The sequence below is a fragment of the Lachnotalea glycerini genome (assembly GCF_003201285.1).
Classification (GTDB): domain Bacteria; phylum Bacillota; class Clostridia; order Lachnospirales; family Lachnospiraceae; genus Lachnotalea; species Lachnotalea glycerini.
This window is the reverse complement of record NZ_QICS01000001.1, coordinates 256,874-275,269: the sequence shown is the minus strand read 5'-3', so window position 1 is coordinate 275,269 and position 18,396 is coordinate 256,874. Positions and strand designations below refer to the sequence as shown.

At 36.8% G+C, this 18,396-nt stretch carries 9 protein-coding genes; all 9 read right to left on the bottom strand.

The window, feature by feature from the left end:
- Nucleotides 1–27: 27 nt before the first annotated feature.
- The 9 genes from C8E03_RS01215 to C8E03_RS01175 all read right to left on the bottom strand — a co-directional run bounded on the left by C8E03_RS01215 (nt 28) and on the right by C8E03_RS01175 (nt 18,236).
- Nucleotides 28–10,140 carry an SDR family NAD(P)-dependent oxidoreductase gene (locus C8E03_RS01215; RefSeq protein ID WP_170122857.1) on the bottom strand — a complete coding sequence of 3,371 codons (10,113 nt, stop codon included), beginning with the start codon at nt 10,138–10,140 and terminating at the stop codon, nt 28–30.
- Nucleotides 10,141–10,163: 23 nt separating this feature from the next.
- A complete protein-coding gene (locus tag C8E03_RS01210) occupies nt 10,164–11,468 on the bottom strand; it encodes a beta-ketoacyl synthase N-terminal-like domain-containing protein (protein WP_170122856.1) in 1,305 nt (434 codons plus the stop codon).
- A 1-nt stretch (nt 11,469) separates the two neighbouring features.
- Nucleotides 11,470–11,712, bottom strand: coding sequence for a phosphopantetheine-binding protein (locus C8E03_RS01205; RefSeq protein WP_094376764.1), 243 nt, complete (start codon nt 11,710–11,712; stop codon nt 11,470–11,472).
- Nucleotides 11,713–11,797: 85 nt separating this feature from the next.
- A complete protein-coding gene (gene fabD, locus C8E03_RS01200) occupies nt 11,798–14,071 on the bottom strand; it encodes an ACP S-malonyltransferase (protein ID WP_110290058.1) in 2,274 nt (757 codons plus the stop codon).
- 150 nt (nt 14,072–14,221) lie between these two features.
- Complete coding sequence (locus tag C8E03_RS01195; protein ID WP_110290057.1) at nt 14,222–15,568, bottom strand: acetyl-CoA carboxylase biotin carboxylase subunit; 1,347 nt, start codon at nt 15,566–15,568, stop codon at nt 14,222–14,224.
- Nucleotides 15,561–16,070: an acetyl-CoA carboxylase biotin carboxyl carrier protein gene (locus C8E03_RS01190; RefSeq protein ID WP_170122855.1), complete on the bottom strand. Its 510-nt coding sequence runs from the start codon at nt 16,068–16,070 to the stop codon at nt 15,561–15,563. Before C8E03_RS01190 ends, C8E03_RS01195 begins: the two co-directional genes overlap by 8 nt.
- A gap of 179 nt (nt 16,071–16,249) precedes the next feature.
- A complete protein-coding gene (accA, locus tag C8E03_RS01185) occupies nt 16,250–17,095 on the bottom strand; it encodes a carboxyltransferase subunit alpha (RefSeq protein ID WP_110290055.1) in 846 nt (281 codons plus the stop codon).
- Nucleotides 17,096–17,126: 31 nt separating this feature from the next.
- Entirely contained in the window at nt 17,127–17,924 is a 798-nt protein-coding gene (gene accD / locus C8E03_RS01180) for an acetyl-CoA carboxylase, carboxyltransferase subunit beta (RefSeq protein ID WP_110290054.1), read from the bottom strand.
- A gap of 144 nt (nt 17,925–18,068) precedes the next feature.
- Nucleotides 18,069–18,236: a cyclic lactone autoinducer peptide gene (locus C8E03_RS01175; protein ID WP_094376758.1), complete on the bottom strand. Its 168-nt coding sequence runs from the start codon at nt 18,234–18,236 to the stop codon at nt 18,069–18,071.
- Nucleotides 18,237–18,396: the final 160 nt, after the last annotated feature.

Below are 18,396 nucleotides of genomic sequence, written 5' to 3'. Positions count from 1 at the left end.
CTAAAACAAGCAAGTCCATACACCCTTTTAAGAAACAGGTAACTTTCTTGATAAGATTAAATTACTGAATTGCTTCTCAGATATTTTTCCCTCTACAATTTCCTTGCAAAGCTGTGCAAAAAATTGCTGCTCTGAAAATGTTTCCTTTCTTTTGGACTCTTCTTGAGCTTCCTGTTTTCTATTTCCCAATCTATATTTTTTGAACTTCTTTTTATTTCCTGCAAATACAATTACTTGCGGCTGTTCTAAAGAAAATGCGTTGTAAAATGCGTTGATACCATCTTCTGTATCCATTTCCGTTAAGCCTGTATGATACGAAAATACCTCCATTTGCTGATTGTTCATGCGCATTCCCCCACTTTTCCAGAGTGGCCAGTTAATTGATACGGTATTACCATTTCGTTTACCACGCTCTTTTAGACGATTGCGATAACCAGAAAAAGCATCCATATATGCATTTGCCGTGGCATAATCTGCCTGCCCGGCATTTCCTATCACTGCGACTAATGAAGAAAATAATACAAAAAAGTCAAGTTTTACGCTGCTTGTTGCTTCATCTAAATAAATCATTCCATCCAATTTAGATTTTATAACCTGTGTAACTTCTTGTTTGGACTTTCTTAATAGGTATTGATCCCGGTTAATCCCCGCAAAATGTAAAATGCCATTTAGCTTTCCATGTTGTTCCAGCACCTCTTGAATCAGGTTATTTACTTCCTCTGATTTACTTACATCCACCTGCTTAAAATGTACCTCTGCTCCCCAATTTTGGATGTCTTTTAATTTACGTTTTTTCTCATCACCAAGCTCACTTCGTCCGGCTAGGATAATCACCGGATGAGCCGCTTTCTTTGCAATTTCTTTTGCAAACAAGAAACCTAATTCTCCTGTACCGCCAGTCAATAGATAAACACCATCCTCACGCCAACAATCCCAGTCTGTTCTATCCACATTGGATACTTCCTTTAATTGTTTGACAAATCGTTTGTTATCCGCGTATAAAATTTCTTGATCCTCTATGCACAATCGGTTTTCCAGTATTTTTTGTCTGACCTCAAAGAGAGATTCGTCACTGTCAACCAAAATCACCTGCCCATGAAAATCCGGATTTTCCTGCTCTGCGGTTTTCAACAATCCAAAAAGTCCGTTGTTAATCTGTGCAATCCCCTCATTCCTTATAAAAATTTGCATCAGTACTTCTGCCTCGTTCTTTGATGTCATCCTATCTTTTACCTGTTCAAATACCTGGAGTACATAATCATGTATCCTCTTTGTTACCATGACTTCTTTTGATGTAACGATGAAACATTCTGTCTCACCTATGTCATATTTCAATTCTTCTTTCAGGTTTTCAGCGGTAAAACCTTGCTCCTCTAAAAAAAGCACGCAATGTCTGCCTGAAAATGCCACCCTGTTTAAATCAGGCTTTTTTTCTACCCACTCTGGTACAAAGAGCACGTTCTCTGCTTCTTCTATGACAGACGTTTTGTCTGTTTCATATTTCTTAAGCGTAAGTCCCTTTAGAGAAGCGCAAATCGTTTCATTTTTGTTATACAAATCGATATCATACTTTTTAATCTTGGAACCTGTTTTTACATTGCCGCCAGTATGTATGGATACCCACGCAAAGTCTGGGGCTTCCTCATATACAGTAAGCTCTTCCAAAGCAAAAGGGATGAATACTTCTGCCTTTTTTTCTGTCAGCATCAGCCCATATATGGACTGTATTGCTGAATCCAGTAAGCTTGGATGAAGAAAATAGTGATCCTTTGTAGACTCAATGATTTTTGGTAAAGCAAGCTTTGCAAGGATTGTTTCCTCGCCAACATATAACATCTCAATTCCCTGCTGTGCCTCACCATATTGGAATCCAATGCTTTCTAGCTCATCATATATTTGTTTTTTAGAAAAGGTTTTCTGATTGCATTGTTCTTTTACATAATCCAGTTCTAATTTGGTATGTATTGCATTCTCCTGTAATAGTACCCTGCCCTCATTATAAATTTTACGCTGATCCGCCTTATCACATATTACATAGGTTACGCTACCATCCTCTTCTAACGCTAACTTTGTCTGGACGGTAACCAAATCCTGCTTTACTACAATGGGCATTGCCCATGCAACATGATTTAAGGAAATGAGCCGCTGTTCTTTTTTACTGAGCTCTAGCATCTCTTTTACTGCTGTATATGCCATTTCCAAGTATGCAGCTCCCGGTAATATTCTTTTTCCATTGATTACGTGAGCACTTAAGAAAAATTCCTCTCCTGTAAACGTGCTGCTATATTTTATTTCCCGTAAATTTGATTCATTTTTTTGTATCAGCGGATGAATATTTAGGTTACTTGGTCTAGATGGCAGCGAATTATTACTGTTGCTTTCGCCAAATACCCAATACCTCTCTTTATCAAAAGCGTAGGAGGGAAGACTGATACGTTTTCTGATGCCTGCCCGCTGATATAAATCAGCCCAATTAAGATTCAGCCCTTTTACCCAATCACCAAGAAGCTTCTCATAGCTGCCCGTCTGCAACCACCTATTTTGTCGTTCTTTTTGTTCCTCATTATTTGAAAATGTTTCTATGCTATCATAAGTTTTTTTTGCTTTCCCAGTGTAACAATCTTCTATCCCATTGGAGCCAAGTAATAGATAGGTCCTTAGCTTGTCCTTTAATTCTTCAATGGAACCGACCACCACAGCCAGTCTCTCTTCCATCGCCTTACGTCCCACCTGCAATGTATATGCCATATCTGCTAACATGGTATCTTGAAACGCTTTCTTTTCCATGACATCCAAAAGATCTTCTACTCTTTTCTTAAGCATACTTTCACTTTTTGCAGATAAAACAATAATTTCTCTGTCTGTCCTCTTTTGGTTCTTTTCCATCCTCTGATTCAAATCAGAAATGTACTCTTCTATTACAACATGGGAATTTACGCCCCCAAATCCAAATGAACTTATGCCGGCACGTCTTGGAATATCCTGATTTGATTCATCCTTTAAGGCATTCCATGTTTGCTTTTGTGTCACAATATAAAATGGACTTTTTTCCAATTGTATATATGGATTCAAGGTGTCACAGTAGAGTGACTTTGCTAATGTTTTATGTTGAAGCTGTAATAGTATTTTAATCACTCCAACAATACCTGCTGCAAATTCCGAATGTCCAATGTTAGTTTTTACTGAGCCAATTCCACAGTATTGTTTCGTCGCGTCTTCATCATCTTCAATTCCCCATTCCTGATATAGCTGTTTATATGCCATTTTCAGTCCATTGATCTCGATGGGATCTCCCAATTTGGTTCCTGTTCCATGTGCTTCTATATAGGTTACTGTCCTTGGATCAATTCCGGAACGTCTCATTGCCCTTTTAATGACCTCTGCTTGTGCTTTCGGGTTCGGAGCTGTCAATGAGTTGGCATATCCTCCATGATTTTCTGCGGTTCCTCTTATGACTGCGTAAATATGATCTCGATCTTTTTCTGCCTCTGAAAGCTTCTTAATTACAATCATGCCAACACTTTCACTGCGAACATAACCATCTGCATTTGCAGAAAAGGTTTTACAATGACCATCTTGACATAGCATCCCTGCCTTATTAAAGCTGATGTGTCTGTCCGGTGAGACAATTGTATTGATACCTCCCGCAATTGCCAGGGAACACGTTCCCTCTTCGATTGCTTTTACCGCCCTGTGGATTGCAACCAGTGCACTGGAACATGCTGTTTCAATTGGCTCACTTGGTCCATGTATGTTAAGAAAAAAACTCATCCGATTAGGGCCAATCGAAGGAATTGCGGCGGCGGCGCTAAATCCTTCAATCGGAACACCCGCTTTACGAAGAAGGTCCTGATATCCGCTTTCTATCGTACCTACAAATATACCGGCATCACTATCTGAAATGCTGTCAGTTGAGTAACCGGCATCCTCAATTGCTTTCCATACATACATCATTAATAAACGCTGCTGCGGATCCATGCTTTCTGCTTCACGAGGTGAAATTCCAAAAAACAGAGGGTCAAACTGATCGGTATCTTCTATAAATCCCCCCCATTTTATGTTGGTTTTATTTTCCTCTTTGCCAGGGTCTCCATCATATTTTTTCCAGTCCCATCTACTTTTTGGTACTTCTGAGATTCCGTCTGTTTCTGCGTCCAGATTTTCCCAAAACTCATCCAAATCCTTTGCCTTTGGAAATGTACCACTCATCCCAATGATAGCCATTGGCTCTTGTATATCACTTTTTGCTACAGGTGGTACTGTTACCATATCTTCGTCTTTTACGACCTGATTTGAGTCAGAAGCTTCACTAAATAGTGATTCCAAGCTTTCCACTTTCTGCGTCTGATCCGTTTTTGAATTTATGGTATTTTGCTTTCTATTCTTCTTCTGACTCATTTCTGTCTTACATTCTTTTTGTAAATAATTTGCTATCTCCTCAATCGTAGAGTACTCAAACAGCAAGGTGGAATTAATGTTTGTACCTAAATTTTGATTGATTCTATCGGTAAACTCATTAAACGAGATGGAATCCAGACCCCATTCCCTTATATCTGTCTTTTCATCTATATCACTTTCATCCACTCCCAGAAGCGTTGAAAGCATTGTGGAAAGCAATTCAATTAAATCATTCTCACTTTCTTCCTGCTTAACAGCTACAGTTGGCACTTCCTCTACTATCTGCATTAATTTCTCGTGTTTCAAAGGGGCACAGTAAGCCTCTATTCTTTCTTTATATTCTGCCAACAAATATTCACTGATTTCTTTCATCGTGGGATATTCAAACAGCAAGGTGGAATTAATGTCAATATTTAATTTTTGATTCATCATTTCGGCAAACTCATTGAGTGTTATGGAATCCAATCCAAATTCCCGCAAGTCTGTCTTATCACCTATTTCGCTTTGATCCACTCCTAACAGTTCCCCTAGCATTGTGATAAGTTCGTTTACTAAAATCTGTGCCTCCATTTCATTTGACATGACTATCCTCCCTTGCTCCTTTGGAGTTATATTAGAATGCTCCAGTATATGAATTCCGATTTTTTCAGAATAATTTAAGAATGCTTTTTCATCAGCAATCACAATCACCTGTCCCACTGCGTTTTCAATAAGCTTCAAAAAAGTTTTTACACCTTGAATATACGTAATAATTCCTGTCTTATTCTGAAACAGAGATACCGCATTATCATTTTTGCCCATTCCGGTCTGATCCCATAATGTCCAATTTATCGTGATGGATTTACCATGAAATCCATTTCTTCTACGGTATTCCATAAAGGTATCTACAAAACCATTGGCTGTTGCATAATCAGACTGTCCGATATTTCCAAGTACCGATACAATGGAGGAGCAAACAACAAAGAAATCAAGTGGTTCTTTGGCTGTTAATTTATTTAACAGATAAGTTCCCTTTGTCTTTGGAGAAAGCACTTCTTTAAATTCTGTCCACTCTTTTCCTATGATTAGCTTATCCTGATTGATACCGCCACAATGTATCACACCATTAATCTGCTTATACTTTTGTTTGATTTCTAATAATACTGACTTCAAATTCTGCTCATCTGCAATATCACATTGATAATATTTAACTGCTGCTCTATCTTTATTTACCACTTCCAGCTTCTTACTTCGTTTCACATCCAAGGCAGAAGAACCGATTATAATAATTGTTGCATTTACATTTTTACTAATCTCTTCAATCAAGCGATATCCAATTCCACCCATTCCACCAATAATCAGATAAATTCCACACTCTCTTAAGATAGTAATCTCACTTCTATTTGGAATTTCTTCTTTTTGCATTCCACATAGCAGCCGATCATGATGTCGATATGCAATCCTGTTTTCTCTATTACTGCTGCATTGTTCTCTCCACAGTAGCATTGCTATGTTAGAATTGGTGTTTTCATTCTTTTTGATATCTACTACCTGTATGGATATACGAGGACATTCCGACATCATTGTTTTAGCCAGACCTGAAATACCACCGCACAGATAATTTGATACCGTATCTTTTTTATCTGCCGCAAAACAGTCATTTACAAGAATGATTAAATTTACTTTGCTATTTACTCTTATCTTTGCCAGAGATTTACACAAATAGAAAATCGGGCTAAGAATTCTGTCTTGTGCCTGTTCCAAATCATTTTGATCAATCTGCTCATATGACCACAGATAATAGAAATCAAAATCTTGCCTTTTCCCTTCGTTTTGTAAATTAAGCTCTTTCCAAAAATCTTCGTAATCTTTCTCATAGGCAGCGCGAATTACAATACGATCGTGCACTGTTGAAAAAGCATTTCCCTCATATAGATAGGTTACTTTCTCATATCTATTTTGAATGAGCTTTTGCAGCTCGCCACCCAATACTGAATCCATAAAAATCACGGCATGGTTCATACGGTGATCCATTGCATTTGGTATCTCTTGTTTCATCCAAACAGGCTGAAAAAGCGATAAAGGTACATTTTCTGTCTCTAAACGTACTGTATTTTGTTTGTGATAAAACAGTAAAAAATCTTTCTTGCATAATATCATCTGTAAATCTTTTATCTCTATAACCAGTCTGCCATTTTTGTCATAAACGCATATCGAAGCTACTATACTTTTTTTATTCATGCAGATAAGCGCTTTTTCTAATACAACAAAGCAGGCATCCTTTAATTCGCCATAGAAATATATATCCTTTATTTGGTATGGTATATACAAGCTTTCCCCATTCATGCGTTTTCCTTGTAAATAGCAAGCTGCCAAAACAGATTGAATCACACCATCTAAAAGATAGGGACTGCACATTCCTTTGGAATATGGTTCTTTTTCATTGAGATATGCCAGATAATTATGGTTCACTTCATATATTTTTTTAATGACCTGAAATGCAGCTTTATATTGATATCCCATTTTATAAAAGTAATGGTACAGTTCCTGCAAATCAGCTCTTGGATACGTATCAATTTCACGAAAGCTAACCTGCGATAATTTCGGTTCTATTTCTTTATAGCTGCCTTTACTTATTTCTACCTTTTCACTTTTTAGTGAGTAAATATCGTCATCATACTTTAAAAAATCTATTTTTAATTCACTTTTTACAATAGCAGGCTTGGAAATCGTGATGCCTGAAAAATGAATCGCCGTCTGATCTGTTTTTTTTGTTAACTGCTCAAGAGCAAATGTGATTAAAGCAGCACCCGGAAGCAAATTAACCCCTGTAATGATATGATCCTTTACCACATCGTCCTCAATATGAAACACACTTTGTGTCCCACTGTTTAACTCTGTTTTAGGATTTTCTATCTTTTCAAAAGCTGTTAACGTGTCACCTGCCGCTGGCAGTAAATATGCTTTTTGGTCAAATTCATATACCGGTAACGAAACTTTAGTAAAGGTATCTTCCGGGCAATATAATGTCCAATTTACATTTTCTCCGTATAACCATAATTGAAAGATACACTCTGAAAGCATATCTTGCAGTTTTCCATTTACCTGTATCAATGAACCACCATGGATTTGAAATCCCTCACAGGTTCCAATTTTCAATATGCCGTCAGAATCTTTCAAGTCAAGCTCTAATGGCTTTGCATTCAAGTCCTCAATCCATTGGAATAAATCTGGAATTTCGCATAACTGCTCATTGAATTTTCTTAATATTTCATATGGTTTCTTTCTGTCTAGCTTAGAAAGATTTTCATTCAGTTGGCTGATCTGTTGAGGGGCTAACGCTACCGATCGATTGGAAAGTAACAATTCAACCACAATTTCCTTTGGGGCAACCTTATCAAGAATTAAATCAATGAATTCAATCAATTGCACACTCCCACAGATTGCATGATCTGTAATATCCCATTTCATATAAAGTCTACGCAACGAACTGACAACAATGACAAGAAGAATCAAGGAATCCTCTGTTACTTTTTCATCGGTTGCCGACTCACTGTTTTGCAATAATTCATGCACATTTCGATGATACTGTCCTAATGCTTCATTCCATTCTTCCATAAATTTTTGAAACGTATAATTGATTTTATATAGAACCTTTGCTTTCTGCACATATTGGTTCAAATAAGCTGGTTCTACCCAAAGGTTTGTTGTCAGACTGGTTAAATAGGACTGGGCAATCACAAAAGGGGCAATCATTTGTCTGTGCACCGGATCATAAAAAGGTGTGATTGGTCTTGAAAGGGTTATCTGATTGAAACTAATTTTATCGGATAAATATGCAAGTACTTGTTCTACTTTTACCACTTCACTTAATGCAAGAAAAACCCATACTCCAATTCCTTCAAATAAATTTTCCTTTCCTTGAAAGCCATACTCTTTTATTACTTTTGCAAACGCATAATAAACAATAAAGGTATTTCTTTTTTGCTCTTTATCCTTCCACTCTTTAAGAAATAACCCCTTCCACTCTTCCTCTGTTAGCATGTCATGAAAGAATAAGAGCTGATTTTTATAATTACAATCTGAATCATATAATGTTTTAAAATCCTCAACCCCGTATAATTTTAAATCACCGAGTACCAGATACCATTCATCACATTCATTTTTTCTGTAGCTGCCATCACTTTCTTTGATTGCCTGTTTTAACTGATCTTTATCAATAACCTCGCACCCAAAACGGTATGGCATATCAAAACGGCTTAGCATACTTGTCCGACAAATATCAGGAAGATTTGCATGAGCAAACCTTTCACTTTCTACAAAGCTTTTCCACTCTTTTAATATCATGTTTAAACTATTTATGCTTTTAGCCGATAAGGTTAAATATAATTTTTTCGTGTCTTGTTTTGTTTCTTTTTTCTCTTTTTCTTCATATTCCTCCAGTAAAATGTGCGAACAAGAACCACCAAATCCAAAGGCACTGACTCCGGCACGAAGCGGTATTGCATTTTCAATTCGATTCCACTCTTGTGTTTTCTCGGCAGGAATAAATGGTGAATTTTTAAATTCTATAATGGGATTATGACGGTTTATATTTAACGTTTTCGGAATCGAACGATTGCTTAACATTAAAACTGTTTTGATAAAACCTGCCATTCCGGATGCACCCTCTAAATGTCCAATATTCGTTTTGACTGAACCAATTCTACAAAACTGCTTCTTATCCGTATTTTGTTTAAAAACATTGCTTAAGGCTTCCACTTCAATTGGATCTCCCAAAACTGTTCCTGTCCCATGGGCTTCAATATAGCCTACCGTAGCTGCATCCATTTTGGCATCATGAAGAGCAGACGATAACAGATTCATTTGGGATTTCATACTGGGTACTGTGATAGACGTATGTTTTCCTATATGATTACTACTCGATCCTTTTATTACCGCATAAATGTGATTTTTTTCTCTGATTGCATCTTCTAATGGCTGCAAAAGTACAACTCCTACCCCTTCGCCGGGAACAAAGCCATTTGCTGCTTCATCAAAAGTTTTGCATTGCCCATCTTTACTAAGCATCCTTGCTTTTGAATACGATATATATCTTTTGGCATCCATAATAATGTTTGCACTTCCGGCAAGTACATAATTACTCTCACCACACTGCAAACTTTTTTTGGCTTCATGTATCACTGTAATACCAGATGCACAGGCTGTTGTAATTGCATAACTTTGACCGCAAAATCCCAGTGAAAAAGATATCCTATTTGCCAGACTGCTCTCATAATTCCCAATATTGGTATAACTATCGATCGTTCTGTTAACAGAATAAGCTCTCTGTTTATAATCACTATTGGATTCACTCATGATTACAGAGGTATTCCGATTCTGTAATCTTTTTATGGGAATTCCCGCATCTTCCACACATTGCCATGAAACCTCAAGGAGCTGACGCTGATGCGGATCCATTTCTAATGCCTCTCTAGGCGAAATATTAAAAAACTTATTATCAAAATATTCAAACTTATCTAAACAACCAGACCACTTGCAGTAACTTTTGTTTTTCTCTGATTGATCTTTCGAATAATATTTATGAACGTCCCAGCGTTCTTTTGTAATTTCCTGAATTGAGTTAACACCATTTTTTAAATTTTCCCAAAATTCATGGTAATTTCTAGCATCAGGAAAACGGCAGGCTATACCAATCACGGCAATATCCATATTTTTCTTGTTTGAATTAGTTTTTAAATTTATATTCCGTCTATTCTTCATCGTTCTACTCCTCATTCGTAGCCTTACTCAGATTTATATTGACTGCAATATTTTAAAACAATGCTTGTATTGATTCCTCCAAAACCAAATGAATTACTCATGGCTATATCAATTTGTTTTTCCTCTCTATCATTTCCTACAAAACGAAATCCTTTCGAAATCGGATGATCCAGATTTTTATTCGGATGTAAAAATCCTTCTTTCATCTGGATAATGGATGCAATTGCTTCCATCACACCCGCTGCATAGAAGCAATGCCCGATTAGACCTTTCGTTGAATTAATCCAGACATTCTTCACCTGATCTTTCCATACCTGTTTAATTGCTTTTAGTTCTGTCTCATCTCCTAATGGTGAAGAGGTTCCATGTGTATTAATATAATCAATATCCTCTGGCACTAAACCACATCTGTCCAATACCAGTTCCATTACTCTTGCTTCACCCTGTACGCTTGGATTGCTCAGCCTGTTGCCATCTAACAGTATAGCTCCTCCCATGATTTCAGCTAATATACCTGCATTACGTTTCGCAATGGATTCTTGTGATTCGAGTATGAAACACCCACATCCCTGTCCATAAATAAATCCTTCATGCTCCATATCAAAAGGACGACAGGCCTTTTGTGGTTCTGTCCCAAACCGTCTGCCCCCTAATGCACCAACATTATAAAAACCATACATTTCTGCATCAGATAATTCTGCCATTGCTCCAACCACAATGCAGATGTCTGCAATTTCAAGCTGAAGCATTTCGTAAGCTTTTATTATGCCAACATTTCCACTTGCAGAGGCTCCTCCAATGGTACATCCTTCTCCAAATATTCCAAATATTTCACTCAAAGTCCCAATATGATCCGTATCCATAAATTGAAGTGCATAGGAAGGGGACATATATTCTAAATCATTTTTGCATTTATCCATATAAGCGTTCTTCACTACATTTGTTAAGTTATTACCTGCAACAATAATACCAATTCTCTCTCCGCTAACTTGCTTCTGAAACAGGTCTGCTTGAACATAGGCTTCTAAAACTGCCGCTACCGCTGTCTGAATTACGAAAGGCGAACGCCTTGCAACCTTTCTGGCTTTATTTAGTATCGTTTGAGGTACGTTTTCTTTCAGAGAATAATCATCAATTCTTTTATTAAGTGAAAAATTTCTAATCTCAGCACCTATTTTAATCGGCCCTTTTTGTTTGCTTTCCTTATAAAAGTCAATTCCCTGCCTGCCCTCTCTTAGCGCCTGTTCAAATTCGGCCGCTGATTCGGCAATCGAATTCACACATCCCATACCACTTACAAAAACTCTTTTACTATTTTCTTTTTTCAACCTATACATACTCTTCACATAATATATCTATAATTTCTTTTATATTTTTTGCATTTGCAAATTTAGTGATTGATACTTTTACTCCAAGCTCCTCCATAATATCTACTATAATATCCATTCGATCTACTGAATTTGCTCCAAGTTCATGTAGACTATCTTCCATTGTAAACGTAACGCCGTTTAATTCCGGTATGTACTCAATCATGATCTCACTTAATTTTTCAAAAACCTCTTCTCTGTTCATATCATTTTGTCCTTTCTTATCGATACCAATTTATTTTAGTAACAATTCAGTACGTCCTGGTTACTGCAACCCGATGCATCGGTACCTAGTTACTTTGTTCATAGAAATCATTTAAATAATCTGCCGTAGCCTCTAATAACATCTTTCCAATCTCATCCACATGGCGTTTTCTCCAATCCTTTAATTCACTGTTTAGAACCCATTGGTTAAATGCCCCCAAAGCAGGCCCGGTGTATACCTGATAGTCCACTTTACTCTCTGTATTTCCTGATATGGCCAGTTGATTTGCATAATGAAAATACCATTTAAAAATCAATGCCATTTTGTACTTTGGATTGCTATCTGCTTTCTCAATCATTGCTTCATTATAATGTTGTTTTAATTCAAGAAATAAACTTTCAAAACTTCGTTTAAAATACTTCTCCTGAATTTGATTTTTTGTCTTTTCATCGATTTCATCGATGGAATTATGATGTATATATAAATCGTATAATTTATTGGCACGTGCCGGGAAAAATACACCTTTTTTCAACACCTGAACCTTTGCACCATATTCAAACATATCTCCTGCCGGTGAATATTCTGTATCCTGTACATTCATTTGTGCAAGAATATCTTTTACCACATCACTTGTGCCCGCTTCTAGACTGCACTGATTGATAGAGCCTGTTACAATAAAATCAGCCCCCAGAGCCAAAGATGCTGCTGCTGCCTCAGGTGTGCCAATTCCACCGGCAGCTCCAATGCTGATTTTTTCTGTAAAATTATATTGTTCCATCATGTTGTCTCTTAATCTTCTGATCGATGGAATCAATGCAAATGCAACACCACAATCGGTATGTCCTCCCGAATCTGATTCAATACAAATATCATCAGCCATAGGAATTCTTTTCAGCTCTTGTGCCTGTTTTATCGTTATTTTCTCTTCCTCTAATAATTTCTTTACCATTCTTTCAGGCGCAGGACTAAGAAAAGCCTCTGCTACCTCTGGTCTGGAAACCTTGGCAATGATTCGATTCAAACACTTCATTGTTCCAAATGAATCTTCAACGATACCCGCTGCTTTGTATAAAATCAGTGCCGGCGTTATCCCCATAAATGCAGATGCCTCTATTACCGAAACTCTGTTTTTTATCAACAGCCTTGCAAGTTTTTCTTCTTTTTGAGGATAATTTGGATTGTGAAGAAAATTGCATCCATAGGCTCCTTTGCCGGAAAGCTCATGCTTTATAAATTGTAAGTCTTGCTCTATCGTGTCAAGCGTTAATCCTCCGCTTCCATAAAATGCCAGCATTCCTGCCTTTCCTGCCTTAACCACCAATTCTTTTGAACTGATACCGCGATACATCGCTCCGGCTATATATGCATATTTCAAATGATATCTGCTTCTAAAAGCCTCACTGCCTAATGTGTCTGCCAAAAATCTTACCTCTTTTGGGGGCTTAGAGTTTTCTGTGAATTCTGAGGTTTTTGAGGTTTCTACGTCTTCTTTCTTAATCATCAAAGGGGTAGCCTCACTTTGTATTTTTTTAATCATTCCCGTCAAAACGCGTCCTGCTCCGACTTCTTCAAAGGTCATTTCTCCAAGTCCCATAAGGTATCGGATCGTATCTACCCATTGCACCGAATGATTCATCTGCCAAATTAAATTTTTCTTTATATCAGCCTGTTTATATGTTCTGGCATTGACGTTAGCAATAACCGGAATTTTTATTTCAGAAAAGGAATTCGTATCAAGCATTGTTCCAAATTCTATGCTTGCCTCTTCCATATATCTGGAATGGAACGCTCCGCTTACCGTTAGCAATGAGACCATTTTTACTTTTTCAATTGATTCAAAAATGGACTTCGCCTTCCCTACTTCTTCTTTTGGTCCTGCTATTACCACCTGAAAAGGTGAATTGTAATTAGCTATATCAATTTTATTTAAATTTTTTTCTTTTAATACCGAGAAAACTTCCTCTCCCGTCAGACCAATCACCGCAGCCATTCCTCCACCGGTTACTTGTCCCATCAGTTCCCCACGCTTTTTCACAAGTTTTACTCCGGTTTCAAAATCAAATGCTTTGGCTGCAAACAAAGCATTATATTCTCCCAGACTATGACCTGCAACAAAATCCGGAGTCACACCGGTCTCTTTACACTTTTTTAGATATAACAAAGCATTTACAATAAATATTGCGGGTTGTGTATACTGAGTAAGACTTAATTTCCCTTCCGGGTTCTCTAAACAAATTTCTTTTATTGAGTATCCCAATACCCGGTCTGCAATCGCAATTAATTCGGGAAATTCATCAAATACCTCTGCTCCCATTCCCTTTTTCTGGACGCCCTGCCCAGGAAACACATATGTAATCATTTTTCCCCTTCTTTCTTATGTAAATATAAATATCTGATTTTTGAAGTTTATTTGTTGCCGTTTCGCTATAAATCCCATGAGGTTCTTTGCGAGCGAAAGTCACAGAATGCCTGGTTTTTATGTATGAAAGGATGCCTGGTATAGAAACGACTAATTGAATGTATCTAAAAAAGTTGTTGCATAATCTCCTGCTAAGAATCTTGTATCCTTAAGTATGTTCATCAATACTTCTTTGTTCGTAGAAATACCCTCTACCCGCATTTCTTCTAGGCATCGAAGCATTTTATTTATAGCCTTTCCTTTCGTTTGATCATGGCAGCATATCTTACACAAAAGGGAATCATAATAGGGCGTTACTATATTATCCGCTTCATAGGCCGAGTCTACTCTTACACCAAATCCTCCCGGCATATCAAATCTTGTAATTATACCAAAATCAGGCACAAAATCATCTTTGAAATATTCTGCTAATATTCTGCATTGAATCGCATATCCTTGAAACAGTACATCCTCTTGCTTTATTTGAAGCGATTCTCCTTGTGCAATCTGAATCTGCTCTTTGACTAAATCAATTCCGGTTATCAACTCAGAAATGGTGTGTTCGACTTGAAGTCTGGTATTCATTTCCATAAAATAGAAGGTTTTATTATCTTCTAAAATATATTCAATTGTGCCCACTCCTACATATCCAATATTCTTGCAGATATCAATTGCACCTTCATACATTCTTCTTCTTGTCTCTTCGTCAAGTGTGGTGCATCTGGATTCCTCGATAAGCTTTTGATTTTTTCTTTGTATCGTACACTCTCGGTCCCCTAAATGTATTACATTTCCAAATTGATCTGCTAATACCTGAACCTCTATGTGCTTTGCATCCTCTATATATCGTTCCACTAAAATACAGCCGGAATCAAATACCTTTTCTGCTTCTTTTATACATAACTCAAGTGCCCGAAATAAATCTTCTTCTTTGTATACGATACGAATGCCTTTTCCTCCGCCGCCTTTCGCTGCTTTCAGTATAATAGGATATCCCATTTGCTTTGCATACTGATAACACTCCTCATATGAATTTATTTCAACACTGTCATCTCCAATAACAGGAATATTCGATTCTTTTGCAACCCTTTTCGCTCTTACCTTGTCACCCATCAAAGCAATGTTAGAACTACCCGGCCCAATGTAATCTATCTTACATTCTTCACATAATTCACAAAAATCCGGATTTTCTGCAAAATATCCTATCCCGGGGTGAATTGCATCCACCTTATAATCAGTTGCGGCGGCTAGTACGTTATACGCATTTAAATAGGAATCCTTACTTTGAACATCTCCGATACAGATTGCGTAATCGGCAAGCCTGGTATGCAAGGCTCCTCTGTCTCCCTTGGAAAAAACACCAACTGTCTCTATCCCCATCTCTCTACAGGCACGAATCACTCGAACTGCACTGTCACCGCGATTTGCAACTAATATCCTTTTATATTTTTTACTCATTTTTATCAGCTCTTATCTTTAATATTGGTTGTTCATATTCAACTAAATGACCATCTTGTACAAAGATCTCAAAAATAGTTCCTGAAACCGGAGACTTGATATCATTTAGTAACTTCATGGCCTCAACAGAACAAATGACATCTCCTTTGTTTATATGTTTATTATTATCATCCAGTTTGATTTGATCAATAAATTCAACAGTACCAACAAACGGAGATACAATTGTGACTATATCTTTGGCTTGCTTATCCTCGCTTTGCAAAATTTCTGTGATAGCACATTGATCCGACAACTCTAGCTCTCTGTGTTCTTTCCTTAAATCAAAATCATTTTCCGTCTTTTCTTTTTGATATGAATTTGAATTACTATTTATTTTCCCATTTGCCTGACTAAATTCTATGGAAAACAATGAATCCTGATATGCAAAAGATATTAATTTTGATTGTTCACATTCTTTAATTATCTTATTAATTACATTTAATTTGTTATCTAAATCATCCATCCTATTCTTTTCCCTCATTCAACTATTATTATGATGTAGAGGTCAAAATGTATTTTAACCCCAGATACCTACGTATTGTTACGCACTGCTGCCACAATCCTAAAAACATTCAAAATCCGCCCTGCTCGGGCTACTTAATGTTTTATGGGTTCCCAAGTTATGTTTTTTCATGCAAGAAACTATGACTTTTTGACCCTCGTATCATATTGTGTAAATGTGATTTCACTTCCGATTTTTCTAAATTTTTCTATTCTTTCCTTTCTTACTTCTTCCCCGTTTAGTTGACTGCAACGAAGAAGTTCTTTGTTTATATTCTGTTTAATTCGATTAAATATGACTTCATTCGTTCCCTCTTCACTTATGATTTCGTCTATCACTCCATAATTTTTCAAATCACGTGCTGTGACCTTTAAATTCCCTGCCATATCTGGAGCTTTTCGGGAATCCTTGCATAAAATACTTGCACAGCCTTCTGGTGAAACAACAGAATAGACTGCGTTTTCCATCATAAACACACGATTGGCAACTCCTAGTGCAAGTGCACCTCCACTGCCACCTTCCCCGATAATAATGGATACGATGGGAACTGTAAAATTTGCCATTTCATACAAATTCCTCGCAATTGCCTCTGCTTGTCCGTTTTCTTCTGCCAAAACGCCAGGAAATGCTCCTGGGGTATCAATCAAACATATGATTGGACGTCTGAATTTTTCAGCCTGCCGCATCAAACGTAATGACTTTCTATACCCCTCTGGCTTTGTCATTCCATATTGATGGTATTCCATTTCTCTTGGTGTATTCCCTTTTTGCTGTCCAATTATAGTTACCGCTTGATGATTTAATAAGGCAATTCCTCCAATGATAGACTTATCGTCTCCAATACCCCGATCCCCATGTAATGGAATAAAAGAATCAAACACATTCTTTATCATCTCCAACGATCGAAATCTGGTGATTTTTCTTGCCAACAAAACTTTGCTCCATGCATTATTGTTCTCTAATTCCTCATTACTACTGCTTTTCAACGTAACACCTGCCTTTTACAGAATTAAAAACTTATTGAAATATTTGGTTCTCTTCCTGACTATGAATCTTTAGTATTTGACCAAGAGTATCCTTTAACGTTTTTCGCTCTACAATCATATCAATGTAACCGTGTTCAAATAAATATTCTGAGGTTTGAAAATTAGGAGGAAGTACTTCGTTGATTGTCTGTTCAATGACTCGTTTTCCTGCAAATCCTATTAATGCCCCTGGTTCTGCCACTATGATATCTCCTAAAAATGCAAAGCTTGCACTGACTCCACCGGTAGTAGGGTTTGTCAATACACTAATATACAATCCTCCTGATTCACCAAAGCTTGAAACAGCCGCAGCTGTTTTTGCCATTTGCATCAATGAAAAAATTCCTTCCTGCATTCTGGCACCGCCGGAAGCGGTAAAAATGATAACCGGATATTTCAGCTCTTTAGCATCCTCAAACAATCTGGTTACTTTTTCTCCAACAATGATTCCCATGCTCCCCATCATATATCTGGTGTCCATAATTCCAATCATAACTTTTTGTTCATTAATACATGCTTTACCAGTAACAATTGCCTCTGTTAAACCAGTTTTACTTTTTATTTTTTCGTGCTTTTCCAAATATCCGGGAAAATCAATCGGGTTATAAAAGCCAGTATGTATATTTGTTTCTTCGAAAGTATCATGGTCTATTACCATAGCAAGCCTTTTCTTATAATCCAATGTTCCATAAGAATCACATACGTTACAGACATCATTGTTTTCTGCATATTTTTTTCTCTCTATAATTGTTCCGCATTCTTTACACTTTACAAATAAATTCTGCGCCATAAACGACCTCCTATCTAAGCCTCAACAAACTTTAATATGAACTCTTATACATTTGTTTAAAATAATATCGTATACTTCCTCCTTTGCTGCCTGTTTATGAACGACGAAGCATTTCATGTAACAAAATAATGAATCGTAATAGATTCAAATTAATCCGTCATGATACTTTTTAAATTTGCTAGCTTCTTCTGGAAATTCCGGCTGATGAAACACCCAGGCACAGGATGCATTTGCTGTCTGTTTTACTAATAAAAGCGCCAAAAAGTTAATAGGTTTTATAATTTTTTGACAAATTGTTATTTTATTATCCATTTAGTTTCAACTCCATTTTTATCTTTATATAGTGTATTATTTATAGTTTTTACCTTTTGTTTTCTATTAATTAATTATATAACTTTGTCAAACTTTGACAATAATATAGGAAATTTTTGCAATTTAGAGGGAAATTTTTGCATACGAAGGGGATTGTTGC